At 72.9% G+C, this 16,661-nt stretch carries 12 protein-coding genes and 1 pseudogene; 3 read left to right on the top strand and 10 right to left on the bottom strand.

The features are described 5' to 3' along the window. Window positions 1–51 precede the first annotated feature (51 nt). On the top strand, window positions 52–303 hold the full coding sequence (locus tag Q7L73_RS20285; RefSeq protein WP_304692079.1) for a hypothetical protein: 252 nt from the start codon (window positions 52–54) through the stop codon (window positions 301–303). 68 nt (window positions 304–371) lie between these two features. On the opposite strand, the gene Q7L73_RS20280 is transcribed toward Q7L73_RS20285, so the two are convergent. The 10 genes from Q7L73_RS20280 to Q7L73_RS20235 all read right to left on the bottom strand — a co-directional run bounded on the left by Q7L73_RS20280 (window position 372) and on the right by Q7L73_RS20235 (window position 13,424). Beyond that, window positions 372–1,448 carry an isocitrate/isopropylmalate dehydrogenase family protein gene (locus Q7L73_RS20280; protein ID WP_304692080.1) on the bottom strand — a complete coding sequence of 359 codons (1,077 nt, stop codon included), beginning with the start codon at window positions 1,446–1,448 and terminating at the stop codon, window positions 372–374. Between the two features lie 18 nt (window positions 1,449–1,466). Beyond that, window positions 1,467–2,858, bottom strand: a complete 1,392-nt coding sequence (locus Q7L73_RS20275; protein ID WP_304692082.1) for an aldehyde dehydrogenase family protein — start codon at window positions 2,856–2,858, stop codon at window positions 1,467–1,469. Then, a complete protein-coding gene (locus Q7L73_RS20270; RefSeq protein ID WP_304692084.1) occupies window positions 2,855–3,655 on the bottom strand; it encodes an SDR family NAD(P)-dependent oxidoreductase in 801 nt (266 codons plus the stop codon). Before Q7L73_RS20270 ends, Q7L73_RS20275 begins: the two co-directional genes overlap by 4 nt. Continuing rightward, complete coding sequence (locus Q7L73_RS20265) at window positions 3,645–4,655, bottom strand: ABC transporter permease (protein ID WP_304692086.1); 1,011 nt, start codon at window positions 4,653–4,655, stop codon at window positions 3,645–3,647. The genes Q7L73_RS20270 and Q7L73_RS20265 overlap by 11 nt, the downstream gene beginning before the upstream one ends. Then, the gene (locus tag Q7L73_RS20260; RefSeq protein ID WP_304692089.1) at window positions 4,652–5,641 is read right to left on the bottom strand and encodes an ABC transporter permease; all 990 of its coding nucleotides are present in this window, start codon (window positions 5,639–5,641) and stop codon (window positions 4,652–4,654) included. The genes Q7L73_RS20265 and Q7L73_RS20260 overlap by 4 nt, the downstream gene beginning before the upstream one ends. Beyond that, window positions 5,638–7,152 (bottom strand): sugar ABC transporter ATP-binding protein, encoded by a 1,515-nt coding sequence (locus Q7L73_RS20255; protein ID WP_304692092.1) that lies wholly within the window; start codon window positions 7,150–7,152, stop codon window positions 5,638–5,640. Before Q7L73_RS20255 ends, Q7L73_RS20260 begins: the two co-directional genes overlap by 4 nt. Then, the gene (locus Q7L73_RS20250) at window positions 7,149–8,276 is read right to left on the bottom strand and encodes a substrate-binding domain-containing protein (protein WP_304692094.1); all 1,128 of its coding nucleotides are present in this window, start codon (window positions 8,274–8,276) and stop codon (window positions 7,149–7,151) included. The genes Q7L73_RS20255 and Q7L73_RS20250 overlap by 4 nt, the downstream gene beginning before the upstream one ends. Window positions 8,277–8,311: 35 nt before the next feature. After that, on the bottom strand, window positions 8,312–10,507 hold the full coding sequence (locus tag Q7L73_RS20245; RefSeq protein ID WP_304692096.1) for a hydantoinase B/oxoprolinase family protein: 2,196 nt from the start codon (window positions 10,505–10,507) through the stop codon (window positions 8,312–8,314). Window positions 10,508–10,524: 17 nt separating this feature from the next. Next, complete coding sequence (locus tag Q7L73_RS20240; protein WP_304692098.1) at window positions 10,525–12,639, bottom strand: hydantoinase/oxoprolinase family protein; 2,115 nt, start codon at window positions 12,637–12,639, stop codon at window positions 10,525–10,527. A gap of 101 nt (window positions 12,640–12,740) precedes the next feature. Beyond that, window positions 12,741–13,424 carry a GntR family transcriptional regulator gene (locus tag Q7L73_RS20235; RefSeq protein WP_304692100.1) on the bottom strand — a complete coding sequence of 228 codons (684 nt, stop codon included), beginning with the start codon at window positions 13,422–13,424 and terminating at the stop codon, window positions 12,741–12,743. Between the two features lie 618 nt (window positions 13,425–14,042). On the opposite strand from Q7L73_RS20235, the gene Q7L73_RS20230 reads away from it, so the two are divergent. After that, window positions 14,043–16,055: a thiamine pyrophosphate-dependent enzyme gene (locus Q7L73_RS20230; RefSeq protein ID WP_304715626.1), complete on the top strand. Its 2,013-nt coding sequence runs from the start codon at window positions 14,043–14,045 to the stop codon at window positions 16,053–16,055. Next, window positions 16,052–16,661, top strand: a pseudogene (locus tag Q7L73_RS20225) (CdaR family transcriptional regulator); the annotation flags it as partial. The gene Q7L73_RS20230 and the pseudogene Q7L73_RS20225, both read left to right, overlap by 4 nt.

Genomic DNA, 16,661 nt, shown 5'->3' with positions numbered 1-16,661 from the left:
GGTGGAGGGTACAGTGACCCGCGTCAGTCAGACCAGGGAAAAGGGGACAGGGTGAAGAAGCTTCTTGCCGCGGCGGCTGCCGCGACGCTCGCGTTCGGCGCGGCGACGCCGTCGAGCGTGCTCGCCGGCAACGATGCGCCGCAGGCGCAGATCGCCTGCAAGCGCGCGACGATCGGCGGGCAGTCGAGATGCATCGCGGCCGGGCAGTTCTGCGCGCGGGCGTATGAGCGCGACTACAACCGCTACGGCTACTCGTGCTCCAACCGCGACCGCAACGGTCGCTACCACCTGCGCTACCGCTGAGCTGACGAGGGCATCCCCGGTCGTTTGCTGTCGTCTATCGACAGCAAACGACCGGGGCTCCGGCCGCCTCAGGGGGTGACGGCGGCGGGGAGGGCGGCGCGGACGGCCTCGCCGGCCTCAGCGGTGGTGGCGCGGCCGCCGAGGTCGGCGGTGACGGCGCCGTCGCGGATCGCCGCGGCGACGGCCGTCTCCAGCGCGCCGGCGCCGGCGGGGCAGCCGTTCTCGCGCAGCAGCATCGCGCCGCTCAGCACCGTCGCCAACGGGTTGGCGACGCCCTTGCCGGCGATGTCGGGCGCGGAGCCGTGGACCGGCTCGAAGAAGCCCGGCACGTCGAGGCCCGGGGCGACGTTGGCCGACGGCACCATCCCGAGCCCGCCGGCAAAGGGGGCGCCGAGGTCGGAGAGGATGTCGCCGAAGAGGTTGCCGGCCAGCACGACGCCGAGCGACTCCGGCCGCGCGACCATCCGCGTCGCCAGCGCGTCGACGTAGTTCTTCTCCAGCGCCACGTCCGGGAACTCGCGCGCGCCCAGCTCGAAGACGACCTCGTCCCAGAGGCCGTAGCCATGGCGGTTGACGTTCGACTTCGTCGCCAGCGTCAGCAGCTGGCCCCGCTCGCGCGCATGCAGGAACGCGCAGCGCGCGATCCGCTCGATCGCAGGCCGCGAGTGGACGGCGACCTCGGTCGCGACCTCCAGCGGCGTGCCGGCGTGGGCGCGGCCGCCGATCCCGCTGTACTCGCCCTCGGTGTTCTCGCGCACGACGAGGAAGTCGACCTCGACACCCTCGCGCGCCGGCGACCAGAGCCCGTCCCAGCCGACGACCGGGCGCAGGTTGGCGTACAGCTCCAGCCCCTTGCGCAGCGGCAGCACCAGCGACCAGACCGACTCGGCCGGGTCGATCTGCGGGTGGCCGATCGCGCCGAACAGGATCGCGTCGTGGGCGCGGACGAGGTCCAGCGCGTCCGGCGGCATCGCGGCGCCGGTCCGCAGCAGCCGCTCGCCGCCCCAGTCCAGCTCCTCGCAGACGACCGCGACGCCGTCGTGCGCGGCCGCGTCGCAGATCGCCGGCAGCGCCGCCGCGACGACCTCCGGGCCGATGCCGTCGCCGCGGATCACCGCGACGCGCAGCGTTCTACCTGCCTCCATCACAGCCTCCAGCCCATCTCAGAGCGCGATGCACACGTTCTTGACCTGGGTGTACGCGTACATCGCGTCCATCCCCTTGCCGCGTCCGTAGCCGGAACGCTTCATGCCGCCGAACGGGATCTCGACGCCGCCGGCGACGCCGTAGGAGTTGACGAACACCTGCCCGGCCTGGACGGCGCCCGCGACGCGGTGGGCGCGCGAGAGGTCGCGCGTCCAGACGCCGGCGACGAGGCCGTACGGCGAGTCGTTCGCCAAAGCGATCGCCTCCTCGTCGGACTCGAAGACGGTCGTCGCCAGCACCGGCCCGAAGACCTCCTCGCGGAACAGCTCCATCCCCGGCGCGACGCCGGTCACGAGCGTCGGCTCGAGGTACCAGCCGTCCTCGAAGCCGGCCGGCCGCGCCCCGCCGCTCACCACCGAGGCGCCCTCGGAGCGCGCCGTGTCGAGCATCCGCAGCGCGTTGTCGAGCTGGCGCTCGGCGACCAGCGGGCCGAGGTCGGGATCGTCAGCACCCGGCCCGATCCGCAGGGCGCGCATCGCATCGCCCACCCGCTCGACCAGCTCGTCGGCGATGGAAGCGTGCACGAGCAGCCGCGAGCCGGCCGAGCACGACTGCCCGGCGTTCTGGATCAGCGACTTCACGATCGCCGGCACCGCTCTGTCGAGGTCGGCGTCGGCGAAGACGACGTTCGGCGACTTGCCGCCCAGCTCCAGCTCGACCGGCACGAGCCGGTCGGCGCAGGCGTGCGCGACGCGCGAGCCGGTCGCGGCCGAGCCGACGAAGGTCACGTGCGACACCAGCGGGTGCTCGACGACCGCGGCCCCGGCGGCGCCGTGCCCGGTGACGATCCCGACCATGCCTTCGGGCACGCCCGCTTCGACCGCCAGCCGCGCCCACTCCAGCGGCGTCTGCGACGCCAGCTCGGACGGCTTGACGACGACCGCGTTGCCGACCGCCAGCGCCGGTGCGGCGACGCGCGTGATCATCTGCAGCGGATAGTTCCAGGGGATCACCTGGCCGCAGACGCCCCACGGCTCGCGCACGGTGTAGTCGATCGTGTCCGGCCCGAGCGGGATCTGCCGGCCTTCGAGCTTGTCGGCCGCGCCGGCGTAGAACTCCAGGTAGCGGACGGTCACGGCGACGTCGCCGCGCGCCTGCGCGAGCGGCTTGCCGGTGTCGCGCATCTCCAGCTGCGCGAGCCGCTCGCCGTCGCGCTCGATCAGCCGCGCCAGGCGCAGCAGCGCCGACCCGCGCTTGACCGGCACGCGCCAGTCGGCGGAGGAGCGCTGCGCCTCCCACGCGGCCCGCACGACCGCGTCGACCTCGGCGGCGGTGAACTCCTTCAACGACGCGAACGGCTGCCGCGTGGCCGGGTCGACGACGTCGAACTGCTCCGACAGGGCGCTCACAGGTCCCGCCCGCCGTCGACGTTCAAAGCGATCCCGGTCACGTAGCGGGCGTCGTCGGAGGCGAGGTAGGCGACCGCGGCCGCGACGTCCTCGGCGTCGATCGCCGTCCCGAGCGGGATCGTCGTCGCGAGCTTGTCGAACAGCTCCTCGTCGGCCGCGAGTCTGAACTCGCTCAGCATCGGCGTTCTGACCGCGACCGGGTTGATCGCGTTGACGCGGATCTGGTCGGCCGCCAGCTCCAGCGCCAGCGCGCGCGTGAGCCCGAGCACCCCGCTCTTCGCCGCCGCGTAGGCGCTCAGCCCGGCGCGCGGGTGGACGGCGGAGGTCGACGCGGTGACGACGATCGAGCCGCCGCCGCGCGCCCGCATCGCCGGCGCGACCGCCTGGGCGCCGACGAAGAAGGCCGTCAGATTGACCGCGATCAGGCGATCCCACTCGGCGCGCGCGACGTCGCCGAGCGGCTTGGCCGCCTGCGCCATCCCGGCGTTGTTGTGAAAGACGTCGACGCCGCCGAAGGTCGCGACGGTCGTCGCGACCAGCCGCTCGACGGCCTCGCCGTCGGTCACGTCGGCCTGGCACGAGAGCGCGCTGTCGCCGATCAGCGCGGCCGTCTCGGCGGCGGCGTCGGCGGACAGGTCGGAGGCGACGACGGAGGCGCCCTCGGCGGCGAGCCGCAGCGCGGTCGCGCGGCCGATGCCGGAGCCGGCGCCGGTGACGATCGCGACGCGGCCGTCGAGGCGGCCGGGGACGCCGCGCGGCACGGGCCGCGCGGCGGGGGAGACGGTGTCAGGGTTCAACGGACTTCACCTCAGGCGATGCGGGGGTGGGAGAGGAGGAGCGCTGGCGCAGCCGCGCGACGAGCGCGCCGCCCGACTGCGAGAGCCAGACGCCGGCCAGGATCACGACGCCGTAGACGACCTTCAGGCCGGCGTCGCTCAGGTGGAAGAGGGGCAGCATGGCGGACAGGACGGTGAGCGTGAGAGCGCCCGCGACCGTCCCCCAGTAGGTGCCCCGTCCGCCCATGATCGACGCGCCGCCGACGATCACGGCGGCGATCGAGGCGAACAGGTACGGGGCGCCGATGTCGAGGTAGGTCGAGCCGACGTATCCCGCCAGGATGACGCCGGCGAAGGCCGCCGATGCGCCCGACAGGGCGTAGGCCGCCAGCCGCACGCGGCCGACGTCGATGCCGGAGAGGCGCGCGACCTCGTCGTTGGCGCCGACCGCGTAGACGCGGCGGCCGGCGGCGCTGCGCGCCAGCACGATCCCGATCCCGATCGCGACGACGAGCCACACCAGCGCGACGACCGGTATCGGCCCGATCCGGTCCGAGGCGGCCGCCTCGGCGGCGTGGGGGACGCCCGAGCCGCCCGTGTTGAGCACGCCGAGCGACAGCAGGTAGGCCTGCACGAGGCCGCCCATCGCGAGCGTCATGATGATCGGCGGCAGCCGCAGCCAGGCGACGCCGACGCCGTTGACGAGGCCGATCGCCGCGCCGGCCAGCACGACCAGCGCGATCGCGACCCCGCCCGGCATCCCGTCGCCGGCCCAGTGCGACAGCTGGATCCCGCCGAAGGCCATCAGCCACGGCACCGACAGGTCGAGCCCGCCGCTGAGCACGACGACCGTCTGGCCGAGCGCGGCGAAGCCGATGAAGGCGGAGAAGACGAGCAGCTGGCGGACGTTGCCGCCGCTGGCGAAGCCGGACGAGTGGATCGTCGCGATCAGGAACAGGACCGCGCACAGCCCGAAGGCCGATGCGGTCGAGACGGAGACGTGTCCGCGCAGGCGGCTCATGCTGCGCTCCTTGCCGTGCGGCGGTCGGCGAGCGCGCGGATCGTCACCATCACCAGCAGCAGCACTGCCGAGGCGGCGACGGAGACCCACACGTCGAGGTTGGCGCCGGTGACGATGTCGCTGATCAGCGTCAGCGAGAAGACGCCCATCAGCGAGAGGCCGAAGCCGCCTCTGCCGCCGGCGAGACTGGTGCCGCCGATCACGACGGCGGAGATCGACAGCAGGATGTAGCCGTCGCCCGAGGTCGGCGAGCCGGTCGAGGTGACGCCGGCGAGCATGATCCCGCCGGCCGCGGCGCAGGCGCCGGCGAGCGCGTAGACGAGCAGCCGCACGCGTCTGACCGGCGTGCCGTTGAGGCGCGCGCGCTCCTCGTCGTCGCCGACCGCGAGCAGCTGGTGGCCGAAGCGGCTGGCGCGCAGGATCCGCCACAGCAGGAAGGCGATCAGCACGATCCAGAACGACGACGGGATCCCGAGCCAGCTCGCGTAGAGCATGTCGCTCAGCACCGTCGGGACCATCCCGCCGTCGGTCGACAGGATCATCAGCGCGATGCCGGAGTAGGCGGTCCAGGTGCCGAGCGTCGCGATGAACGGCTGGAAGTTCAGGTACGAGATCAGCAGGCCGTTGACCGCGCCCGCGGCGAGGCCGACGGCCAACACTGCGATCAGCATCAGCCAGCCGCCGTCGGCGCCGACCCAGACGGCGGTCATCGTGTTCGCGATCGCGAAGACGCCTCCGACGGAGAGGTCGATCCCGCGCACCAGCAGCGCGAGCGTCTGCGCGGCGGCGACGAAGACGAGCGGCAGCGCGGTCTGCACGAGCATGCCGAGCTGGTCGACGTCCCACAGGCCCGGCTGGACGTTGAGGTCGACGACGAACAGCACGAGCAGCAGCAGCGCGGTCGCGGCGGTCCCGAGCGGGATCCGCGGCAGCGACAGGCGCGCGCCGCGCGGCGCGCGCTCCAAGGGGGGAGAGGCGGTGCTCATGCGGCGACCTCCGTGCGGGTGGGGGTGACGCCGACCGCGAGCCGCAGGATCGCCTGCTCGGTCAGCGCGTCAGCGGCGACCTCGCCGACGATCCGGCCTTCGGCCATCACCGCGACGCGGTCGCAGACGTGGACCAGCTCCGACAGGTCGCTGGAGTAGAAGACGACGGCGACGCCGCGGTCGGCCAGCTCCGCGATCAGCGCGAAGATGTCGGCCTTGGTGCCGACGTCGACGCCGCGCGTGCAGTCGTGCAGCAGCAGCACCGACGGTCTCGCCAGCAGCGCCTTGCCGAGCACGACCTTCTGCTGGTTGCCGCCGGACAGCGCCGAGACGACGGTGCCGAGGCGATCGGTCGCGACGCCGACCTGCACGGCCTGCTCGCGCGCGGCGGCCTCGGCCTTGCCGGCGTCGAGCAGCCCGCCGGGCCGCGTCAGCGCCCGCAGCGAGGCGATCGTGATGTTGTCGCGGACCTGCTGCTGGAGGAAGAGGCCCTCCCGCTGGCGGTCCTCGGGCACGAGCGCGACGCCGGCCGCGAGCGCGGCCTTCGGCGAGCTGGCCGCGTACGGCGAGCCGCTCAGGCGCACGCTCCCGCGCGACCCGCACGCCCCGCCGAGCGCCATCAGCAGCTCGCGCTGCCCCTGGCCCTGCAGGCCGCCGATGCCGAGCACCTCGCCTCTGCGGACGGTCAGGTCGAGCGGGCCGATGCGGTCGCCGACGGCGAGCCCGCTCGCCTCCAGCAACGCGTCGCCCGGCGCCCCGCTGCGCTGCGGGTAGAGGACCTCCAGCCGCCGCCCGAGCATCCCGACGATCAGCTCGTCGTCAGTGAAGTCGGCGGTCGCGCCGGACAGCACGCTCTCGCCGCCGCGCAGCACGGTCAGCCGCTCCGCATGCGCCCGCATCTCCGCGAGCCGGTGGGTGATCAGCAGCACGACCGCGCCGTTGTCGGCGGCGCGGCGGCCCTGCTCCAGCACCCAGGCGGAGTCCTCGCTCGACAAGGCGGAGGTCGCCTCGTCGAGCACCAGCACCTTCGGCTGCTCGCGCAGCGCCTTGACGACCTCCAGCAGCTGGCGGTCGCCGAGCGCAAGCTCGCCGAGCGGGCGCGTCACGTCGATGCGGGCGAGGCCGTAGCGAGCGAGCAGCTCGCGTGCCTGCGCCCGCAGGCGCCGCCCGCTGACCAGCCCCCAGGGCGTCAGCGGCTCGGCGCCGTACAGCAGGTTCTCGGCGACGGTCAGCTGCGGGATCGTCGACAGCTCCTGGAAGACGGTCCGCACGCCCGCCGCCGTCGAGGCGGTCGGGCGGCCGAGCGTCAGCCTGCGGCCCCCGAGCGTGACCGTGCCGGCACCGGCTCCGGTCACGCCCGAGAGGACCTTGATCAGCGTCGACTTGCCGGCGCCGTTCTCGCCCAGCAGCGCGTGGATCTCACCGGCGCGCGCATGCAGGTCGACGCCGCGCAAGACCTCGACGGGGCCGTAGCTCTTGCGCAGGCCGGTGATCTCCAGCGCTTCGCTCATTTCGCCAGCACGTCCTCGGCGGTTATGTCCCAGTCGCCGTACGTGATCGGCGTCACGAGCGAGTCGGAGCCGTCGGCGTAGTAGTTCTCGCCGTCCTTCAGCGGCTCGACTCTCTGCGTCGCGCCGAAGTCGATGTCACCGGCGGCGGAGACGTAGTTGGTGTCCCAGTAGATCTCGTCTCTGGGCTGCTCGCCGCCGTCGAGGACTCTGACGATCCGCTCGATCGCCATCCCGGAGACGAACGCCGGCGCGCCGATGAAGAAGCACTTCAGTCTTCTCGCCTCGCACTGCTTCTGGCCGCCGTTGAAGTCGAGGCCCGTCATCGGGACCATCGGCCGGCCGGCCTGCTCCAGCGCCTTGATGTCGGAGGCGATGTACGCGCCCGAGAGGATGCCGTCGATCTGCGGGTTGCGCGCGAGCTGGGCGGAGACGCCCTGCAGCTCCGGGCCCGGCGCGTACTGCGACTCGAACGTGCCGACGACCTCGATGCCCGGGTATCTGTCCGCGAGCACCTGTCTCCAGACTCTGACGTACGTCTCCGACAGCGGGATGCCCGCGAGGCCGGTGTCCATCAGGATCTTGCCTCTGCCTCTCAGCTGCGTGCCGAGCCAGTTGACGGCGTCGGTCGCCTGCGCCTCGTAGTCCTGCGGCCGCTTGTAGGCGCAGTCGGCCGAGACGACCTGGTCGAAGGAGAAGACGAGGATCCCCTGCTTGCAGGCCTGCTCCAGCACCGGGTTGAGCGCCGTCTGCGAGGCGGCGTCGATCATGATCGCGTCCGGTCTCTGGCGGATCACCGACTGCAGCGACTGGATCTGCGCGGCCGGCGTCGCGTCGGAGATGCGCACGTCGAGGTCGACCTTGTCGCTCATTCTGTCCGCGACGAATCTCGCGACGTTGACCATCTGCGGGCGCCACTCGTTGCCCATGTAGTTGTTGCTGAGGACGATCTTGTAGGGACCGCCGCCGCTCTTGCTCTCGCCACCGCTGCTGCTCGCGCTCGTCGAGCTGCCGCTGTCGCCGGCGCTGCTGCTCGACGACGAGTTGTCGTCGCTGGAGCCGCAACCGGCAAGGGCGAGCATGCCCGCGGCCAGCGCCGCGAGCAGTGCACCACTGCGTTGTGACATCTCTCTCCTCCTGAGCCCCTCGCGGGGCGCGTGAATTAAGCCGTGGCTGCTCTCAGAGCGAAGTCCTGCCACAGCGAGCCGTCCTGCGGCTCGACGTCGACCCACAACGACGCCGCGCACGAGGGACAGACGTACTGGTGCACGACCAACTGCTCGTGCACGGTGATCAGCGGGTTGACCTGCGCGGCTCCGAGCGTCACGCGGCCGGCGCGCTTGCGCCAGTCGCCGCCGACCGGGCCGAGCTGGTGGCCGCAGTGGGCGCAGTCGGCGACCGCGCGGCCGTCGCGCTGCTCGAAGCGGAGCGAGTCGCCCCACGCGACCTCGCCGACGCCCTCGGCGGCGTCGGCCTCCTCCTCCGACGCGGCGCTCGGCGGCTCCATCGCCGCCAGGCGCGCGTCGCGGATCTCTCTGCGGCGGGCCTCCGTCGCGGCGGCGTCGACCTGCTCGCCGTCGGCGACGACGCCGTAGACGTCGCGCGCGGTCGCGGGCGAGACGGCGCCGTCGAGCAGGTCCGCGAGGACGCGCTCGGGCGCGCGGTCGAGCGGGTCGCCGTAGCCGCCGCCGTTCTGCAGGCGGACGTTGACGATCTCGCCCTCCTTGATGACCGCGCCGGCGGTGACGCCCGGCAGGATCACGTGCTCGCCGCCGGCCTGCTCGAGCGAGACGATCGCCCGCCCGGCTTTCAGCTCGGCGAGCGCGTCGACGCCTCTGACGGCCTCGTAGCGGGCGACCGAGCCCGGGTAGCCGCCGAAGATGCCGGTGCGGTTGGGCAGCGCGGTGCCGTGCGTGGCGAGCACGCCCGAGACCTCGCCGGTGTCGTAGGGGACGAGCGCGAACTCGATCCCGTTGCCGCCGCGGTTGCGGCCGGCGCCGCCGGAGTCGGCGACCTCGCGCCGCCACAGGTACAGCAGCGGCTGGCCGACCTCGTGCTGCTCGACGTCCTGCGTGCCGCCGCCGAGGATCACCATCGCGCCGCCGGAGTCGACGCCGTCGCGGTCGGCGAAGGCGGGCCCGCCCCACAGCAGCGAGTCCATGTACATCGCCGCGAACGGCTCGCCGTACTGGTTGAGGCCGCCGAACTGGCCGAGCTGCCACGAGCCGTCGCCGGGGCCGAACGCGAGGCCCTTGTAGCGGTCGGAGAACGAGACCATCTTCGCGATGCAGCCGGCGGCCGCGTTCATCGCGACCCAGTTGGCGCCGGCGGCGCCGCCGGAGACCGGCATCGGCGGCTGCGCGGTGACGCAGAGGCCGTCGCGCGCCTTCACCGTGACCGGCCGCATCAGGCCGTGGTTCCACTGCAGCTCGGAGCCGAACAGGCACAGCATCAGCGTCGCGACCGCGCCGACGGTGCCGGCGCGGGTCGCCATGCCGTAGGCGGGCGACTGCTCGTCGGAGCCGTCGTAGTCGAAGATCAGCTCGTCGCCGCGCTTGGTCAGCTTGCAGTTGATCGTCACCAGCTCGTCGCCGTCGCCGCCCTGCGTGTTGGGCCGGTCGAGGTACGAGGTGTGCTCGAAGGTGCCGTCGGGGAGCGTCTCCAGCAGCTCGCGCAGGCCTCGCTCAGAGCCCTCGATCGACTGCGACATGACCGCCTTGACGGTCTCGCCGCCGTAGCGGGCGCACAGCTCGGTGAGACGCTCGCCGGAGACCTTCAGGCCGGCGAGGAAGGCGGTGAAGTCGTTGGAGACGACCGAGGGCATGCGCGAGTTGGCGACGACGATGTCCCACAGCTCTCTGTTGACCTGGCCCTTCCGCACGATCCGGCCCGGGGGGATCATCAGACCCTCCTGGAAGACGTCGGTCGCGGTCGGGCACCAGGAGCCGGCGTCCATGCCGCCGAGGTCGACCTGGTGGGCCATGCAGCCGATCCAGGCGATCAGCTCGCCGTCGTGGAAGAAGGGCGCGCAGAACTGCACGTCGTTCTGGTGCTCGGCCGCTCTGTAGGGGTCGTTGACGATGAAGACGTCGCCCTCGGCGATGTCGTCGAAGCCGTTCAGGAACTCCTGGATCGCCATGTAGCCGGTGTAGATCGGCACCAGCAGGTAGACGCCGATCACGGCCATCTCGCCGTCGGCGGCGTAGATGCCGAAGTTGTAGTCGGTCGCGTGCACGACCGGGGAGCCCGAGACGTGCGTCATCGTCTGCGAGCCCTCCTCGTTGATCGACCAGAGGCGGTGGCGGATCACCTCGGCGGTGATCGGGTCGACCTTGCGGGGGATCTCGATTGAGCTCATGGGTCAGATCTCCGGATTCAGCGTGCGAGCGTGATGACGAGGGAGCCGTGCGTGTCGACCGTGCCGCGCTGGCCGGGGCCGATCACGATCGTCGTGTCCTTCATCTCGACGATCGCGAGACCGTCGATCTCCAGGCCGGGCTTGAGCGCCTCGTGGCGCAGGACGGTCGCGTCCTGCCACTCGCCGTGGGCGAACACTCTGCGGCTGCTCGACTGCGGGCCGGCGCCGTTGGAGGCGGTGCCCTCGAAGGCCCGCAGCTGCGGTCTCGCCGCGGCGCTGCGGCCGACGACGCGGAAGGTCGTCATCTCGATCCCGGCCGCCTCGAACGCCGAGCCCTCGCCGAAGCGGGCCTCGTAGCTGTCGATGAAGCGGCGCACGAGCGCGCGGATCGCGTCGGCGTCGATCGGCCCGCTGGGGACCGGCACCGTCAGCTCGTTGATCTGGAAGCGGAAGCGCATCTCGACCGAGCGCGTCAGGCGGACGTGGTCGCGATGCTTGGCGCCGGCCCGCTCCATGCCCGCGTAGACGGCCTCGGTCAGGCGGTCGAAGCGGGCGGCGACGGCGGCCGGGTCGAGCGCCGCGGCGTGGTCGCTGGTGCCCGGGGGCGAGAGGATCGGGTCGGAGATCTCCTCGGTGTGGATCAGGTCCGCGGCGGCGACGCCGAAGGCCGAGTGGACCGACGCCGTCAGCGGCACGACGACCTCGTCGATGCCCAGCTCGCGGCCGTAGGAGGCGGCGTGCGTCGGGCCGGCGCCGCCGTAGGCGTAGAGCGTGAAGTCCGACGGGTCGTAGCCCTGTTTGATCGTCGCGGCGCGGATCAGGTCGGCCATGCGCGCGTCGACGATCGTCTTGATCCCCTCCGCCGCCTCCTCGACGCTCATGCCCAGCGGCTCGGCGACGTGGATGCGGATCGCCTCGCGCGCGGCCTCGACGTCGAGCGTGAGGCGGCCGCCGAGGAAGTTGTCGGGGTTGAGGTAGCCGAGCACGGCGTCGGCGTCGGCGACCGTCGGGCGCGTGCCGCCGCGGCCGTAACAGGCCGAGCCGGGGACGGCGCCGGCCGACTCGGGGCCGACCTTCAGCGCGCCGTTGACGACGCTCGCGATCGAGCCGGAGCCGGCGCCGACCGTTCTGACGCTCACGCTCGGCAGCGCGATCTCGTGGCGGCCGACCCAGGTGGAGTTGGCGATGTGCGCCTCGCCGTCGAGGATCAGGCCGACCTCGAAGCTGGTGCCGCCCATGTCGGTCGCGACGATGTTCTTCTGCTCGTGCAGGCCGCCGTAGAACTGGCAGGCGACGACGCCGCCGACGGGGCCCGACATGACCGTCGCGGCGGCGCGGTCGTCGATCTCGGAGATCGGCGTGAGGCCGCCGCCCGACTGCATCAGCAGCGGCTCGGTGTCGAGGCCGCCGTCGCGCAGGCGCGCGTCGAGGCTGCGGACCGCTCTGCGCAGGACGGGGCGCAGGCTCGCGTTGAGCGTCGTCGTGACGGCGCGCTTGTACTCGCCGAGGCGGGGGAGGAGGGAGGAGGAGAGGCTGATCAGCGCGCCCGGGACCTCCTCCTCGATGATCTGCGCGACGCGGCGCTCGTGGCTGTCGTTCTTGAACGACCACAGCAGCGAGACCGCGAACGTCTCGGCGCCCTGCTGCTTGAGCGTGCGGACGGTCGCGCGCACGTCCGCCTCGTCCAGCGGCGTGATCACGCGGCCTCTGTAGTCGACGCGCTCGGTCACCTCGCCGATCAGCCGCTTCGGCACGACCAGCTCCTGCTTGACCAGCGAGCGGAAGCTCTTGACCGCGTCCTCGTCGAGGCCGAGCGACTTGAAGCCGCGCATGATCGGCACCGTGTCGCCGAAGCCGCGCGTCTGGATCAGCCCAACCGGCGCCCGCTTGCCCTCCAGCATCGCGTTCGTGGCGACGGTCGTGCCGTGCGCGAACAGCGTGATGCTCCGCAGCAGCTCGTCGAGCTGCTGACCGCGCTCGCTCGCCGCCAGCTCGAGCGTGGCGAGCACGCCCTGGGCCGGATCGTCGGGGACGGTCGGCGCCTTGTAGCGGCCGATCTCGCCGTCGGCGTCGATCGTGACCGTGTCGGTGAAAGTGCCGCCAATGTCGCTGGCGACGAGGAGGGCGCTCATGGTCGGGGTACCGGCTTTCATCGGGGGAGCGTTGGGTCTGCGGTGCGAGTGCGGGGAGGAACGGGGTGCGGTGAGCGGTGGTGCGGTTTCGTGCGGCTCGGTCAGGCGGGGGCGTCGGCGATGCTGCGCTTGAGCTGGTCGATCGTCACCTGGATGTGGGCGCGCGCGGCCGCTTCCGCGTCTCCTTCCGCGCCCGCCGCGATCGCGGCGACGATCCGCTCGTGCTCGGTGACCGAGGCGCGTGCGCGCACCATCTCGATCCGCCGGGCGGGGGTGAAGACCTGGGCCGTCAGCGGGATCAATGAGAGCTGGCCCGCGAGGAACTCGTTGCCGGCGATCGCGACGATCGCGGCGTGGAAGGCGACGTTGGCGCGCGTGTAGGCGCCGACGTCCGATTGCTCCAGCGCTGAGCGCTGGATCGTGATGTGGCCCTCGAGCACGTCGAGGTCCTCCTGCGTGGCGTGCCGCGCCGAGAGCCGCGCGGCGAGCCCGTCGAGCACCTCGCGCAGCTCGTAGCCGGCGAGCAGCGTGGGCGCGTCGACCGAGACGACGCGGACGCCGCGACCGGGCTCGTTCTTGACGAGGCCCTCCGTCTCCAGCATCCGCAGCGCCTCGCGCAGCGGCGTGCGCGAGATGTTCAGGTCGGCCGCGAGCTGCTCCTGCCGCAGCGGCACGTCGGGCGCGTAGGTGCCCGCGTAGATCCGCTCGCGGATGACGTCCGCGACCTCGTCCACGAGCCGCACCCGTCCTCGCCAGGCGATCGCGGTCGACTGCTGTTCGGTCACGGGGTCCTTTCGAAGCGGGGGGCGTACTTCAGGAGTCCTACCCGGCGCCGTCTCTCCTCGGCGCCGGTCCCTTCAGGCGCCCCACGCGGGCGGCGCCGCCTTCCCCGGACGCACCGCTGCCGGCGTGCCCAGATCGGATATTGGATCCTGGATACAGGATCCGAAGGCGAGTATCTTCTCGCCCCGTGGAGATGTCAAGGCAATGTGTGACTGCCGGCACAGTCGCGTCGATTCACGCACCGTAATGTTTTTCTGTTTGCCTACTGCGACAGGGAATTGCGTCGCTCACGGTGACGACGCGACAGTTGTCGCGTCTGCTCAATTGGCCCGCGGCGTACGATCGGCGCATGACCGCCGTGGCTCAGCACAGCTCCAGCTCCCGCCCGCGGTCGATCGACCCTCGTGCGCCCCGCACGAGCGTCTTCGCGCCGATCGCGATCCGCGCGCGCATTCCCCGCTAGGGGAATCGGTCGCCAGCGTCTCGTCACGCCTCCTCAAGCCCGCCTCGCGCACTGCGCGCGGCATCGCCGGCCGCCCCGACGCCGGCGTGAGCCTCGCCGCCGGCGACCCGCTGGCCAGCCCGAAATCGTTCCGCGACCAGAGGTCACGATGACCGTCATGCCGTCCGCCGCGTCCGACGCGGCCCCCACCGACGTACGCCCCGCCAACGGCGCCGACGTCGTCCTGCGCGCCTTCGAGGCGGAGGGCGTCGAGGTCTGCTTCGGCATGCCCGGCGGCGCGATCCTGCCGCTCTACGACGCGATCGCACGTGGCACGACCGTCCGTCACGTGCTCGCGCGGCACGAGCAGGGCGCCGGCCACATGGCCGAGGGCTACGCGCGCGCGTCGGGCGAGGTCGGCGTTGCGCTCGCGACCTCGGGCCCGGGCGCGACCAACCTCGTCACGCCGCTCGCGAACGCGCGGATGGACTCGACGCCGTTGGTCTGCGTCACCGGCCAGGTGCGCCAGCAGCTGATCGGCACCGACGCCTTCCAGGAGTGCGACATCGTCGCGGTCGCCGGCCCGCTGGTGAAGCGCGCCTGGCAGGTCCGCGACGTGCGCGAGCTGGCCGCAACGATTCACGCCGCCTTCCGCCTCGCCCGCTCCGGCCGCCCCGGCCCCGTGCTGGTCGACATCCCGCGCGATGTGCAGGAGGCGCTGTGCGAGTACGTCGCGCCCGGCCGTGCGAACGACAGCGCCGCCGCGGCGCGCGCCACCGGGCCGCGCGCCGCCGCCTCGCGCACGGGTGCCGCCGCGGCGCCGCGCACCGGCGCCGCCCCACGCGATGACGCCGCCCCTCGCTCACGCGATCCCGAGCCGGAGCCGGGCGCGGTACCGCTGACGCGGATCGCCGGGCTGATCGCGGACGCGCGGCGCCCGGTGCTGTACGCCGGCGGCGGCGTCGTCAACGCCGACGCGACGGCCGAGCTGCGGGCGCTGGCGGAGCGGGCGCGGATCCCGGTCGTGACGACGCTGATGGCGAAGGGCGCGCTGCCGGAGTCGCACCCGCTGTGGGCCGGCACGCCCGGCATGCACGGCCACAAGCACGCCAACCTGACGCTCAACGAGGCCGACCTCGTGATCGCCGCCGGCGCTCGCTTCGACGACCGCGTCACCGGCCGTCTCGACGCCTTCGCCCCCGGCGCCGCGATCGTCCACCTCGACGCCGACCCGCGCGAGATCTCGAAGATCCGCCGCGCCGACGTCGCGATCGTCGGCTCCCTCCGCGCCACCCTCGCCGCGATCGCCGGCGCAGTCGCCGCGCCGGCCGGCGCGGATGCCGCACCCGCTGGCGCAATCGCCGCACCCACCGGCGCGGATGCCGCAGATCGCGGCTCGGCTGTTGCAGATGCTGGCGCGGCTGCCGCAGATGCTGGCGCGAACGCCTGGCTGACGCAGGTCGACGTGTGGAAGCGGCGCCATCCGCTCCACTACGAGCAAGCGCCGCGCGAGCTGGCGCCGAAGCCGCAGCGGGTGCTGGAGCTGCTCAGCGACACGCTCCACGCGCGCCACGAGGACGTCATCTGGACGACCGGCGTCGGCCAGCACCAGATGTGGGCGATGCAATACCTCGCCTGCGAGAGAACACGTTCGTTCTGCACCTCGGGCGGTCACGGGACGATGGGGTTCGGCACCCCAGCCGCGGTCGGGGCGAAGGCGGCGCGGCCTGGCGCAGCGGTCGTCTGCGTCGACGGCGATGGCTCGTTCCAGATGACCGCGCAGGAGCTGGCGACCGCGGTCGTCGCGGAGCTGCCGGTGCTGATCGTGATCCTGAACAACCAGGTGCTCGGCATGGTCGACCAGTGGCAGCAGCAGTTCTACGAGTCGCGCCGCTCGCACGTCGACCTCTCCAGACCGACCGACTGCGCCGCCGTCGCGCGCGGCTTCGGCGCCGCCGCCTGGACGGTCCGCAGCGAGGCCGAGCTGCTGCCGGCGCTCGACGCCGCGCTCGCCTGCGGCCGCGCCGCCGTGCTCGACGTGCACGTCGCACTCGGCGAGATCCTCTACCCGATGATCGAGCCCGGCTCCGCCGCGGTCGAGATGGTCGAGCATCCCGCCCTGGTCGCCGCCCGCTCGGCAGGGGACGCGGCGGCATCGGCGCGCGACGCGGGCGAGGACGCGGTCCGATGAACGAGCTGCTCGGCCTCGTCGACGCGCTCGCCGCCGAGCTGGAGCGGCCGGTCGGGCTCGACGACCGGCGCTTCCGCTCGCTCGCCTACTCCTCGCACGTCGGCGAGGTCGATCGCGTCCGGCGCGACTCGATCCTGCAGCGCGCCGCGCCGCCGGAGGTGACCCGCTGGCTGGAGTCGCGCGGGCTGGCGGAGGCCGACGGCGTCGTCCGCGTCCCCGCCAACGGCGACCTCGGCATGGGCGCTCGCGTCTGCGTCCCGGTCCGCTTCGACGGCACGCTGCTCGGCTACCTGTGGCTGATCGACGAGCCGGCCGCGCTCAGCGACCCTGAGCTGGCAACCGCCGTCGAGGCCGCGCACGACATCGGCGTCGAGCTGTTCCGCCTGCGCCGGCTGGAGCACGGCGAGCGCGAACGCGAACGCGAGCTGCTCGCCCAGCTGGTCGGCCGCCGCGACGGCGACCCCGCCGCGGCCGCCGCCGCCCTGCTCGACGACGGCCTGCTGCCCCCGACCGCCGCGTACGGCGTGCTGCTGCTGACCGCGCACGCGACCGCGTCGAGCGAGGCCGCCGCGCCGCGCCCGGCCGGCGCCGCACCGCGCCCGCCCG

Source organism: Conexibacter sp. CPCC 205762 (assembly GCF_030646155.1).
In the GTDB taxonomy this organism is placed as follows: domain Bacteria; phylum Actinomycetota; class Thermoleophilia; order Solirubrobacterales; family Solirubrobacteraceae; genus Conexibacter.
Note: the sequence above shows the minus strand (reverse complement) of the source record. Positions and strands in the feature narration are given on the sequence as shown.

What these genes read in the sequence shown, in the direction of transcription:
- Q7L73_RS20280 (WP_304692080.1), bottom strand. Translation starts at nt 1,448, where the DNA reads ATGGAGGCAGGTAGAACGCTGCGCGTCGCGGTGATCCGCGGCGACGGC.
- Q7L73_RS20240 (WP_304692098.1), bottom strand. Translation starts at nt 12,639, where the DNA reads ATGAGCGCCCTCCTCGTCGCCAGCGACATTGGCGGCACTTTCACCGAC.
- Q7L73_RS20230 (WP_304715626.1), top strand. Translation starts at nt 14,043, where the DNA reads ATGCCGTCCGCCGCGTCCGACGCGGCCCCCACCGACGTACGCCCCGCC.
- Q7L73_RS20265 (WP_304692086.1), bottom strand. Translation starts at nt 4,655, where the DNA reads ATGAGCCGCCTGCGCGGACACGTCTCCGTCTCGACCGCATCGGCCTTC.
- Q7L73_RS20250 (WP_304692094.1), bottom strand. Translation starts at nt 8,276, where the DNA reads ATGTCACAACGCAGTGGTGCACTGCTCGCGGCGCTGGCCGCGGGCATG.
- Q7L73_RS20260 (WP_304692089.1), bottom strand. Translation starts at nt 5,641, where the DNA reads ATGAGCACCGCCTCTCCCCCCTTGGAGCGCGCGCCGCGCGGCGCGCGC.
- Q7L73_RS20245 (WP_304692096.1), bottom strand. Translation starts at nt 10,507, where the DNA reads ATGAGCTCAATCGAGATCCCCCGCAAGGTCGACCCGATCACCGCCGAG.
- Q7L73_RS20255 (WP_304692092.1), bottom strand. Translation starts at nt 7,152, where the DNA reads ATGAGCGAAGCGCTGGAGATCACCGGCCTGCGCAAGAGCTACGGCCCC.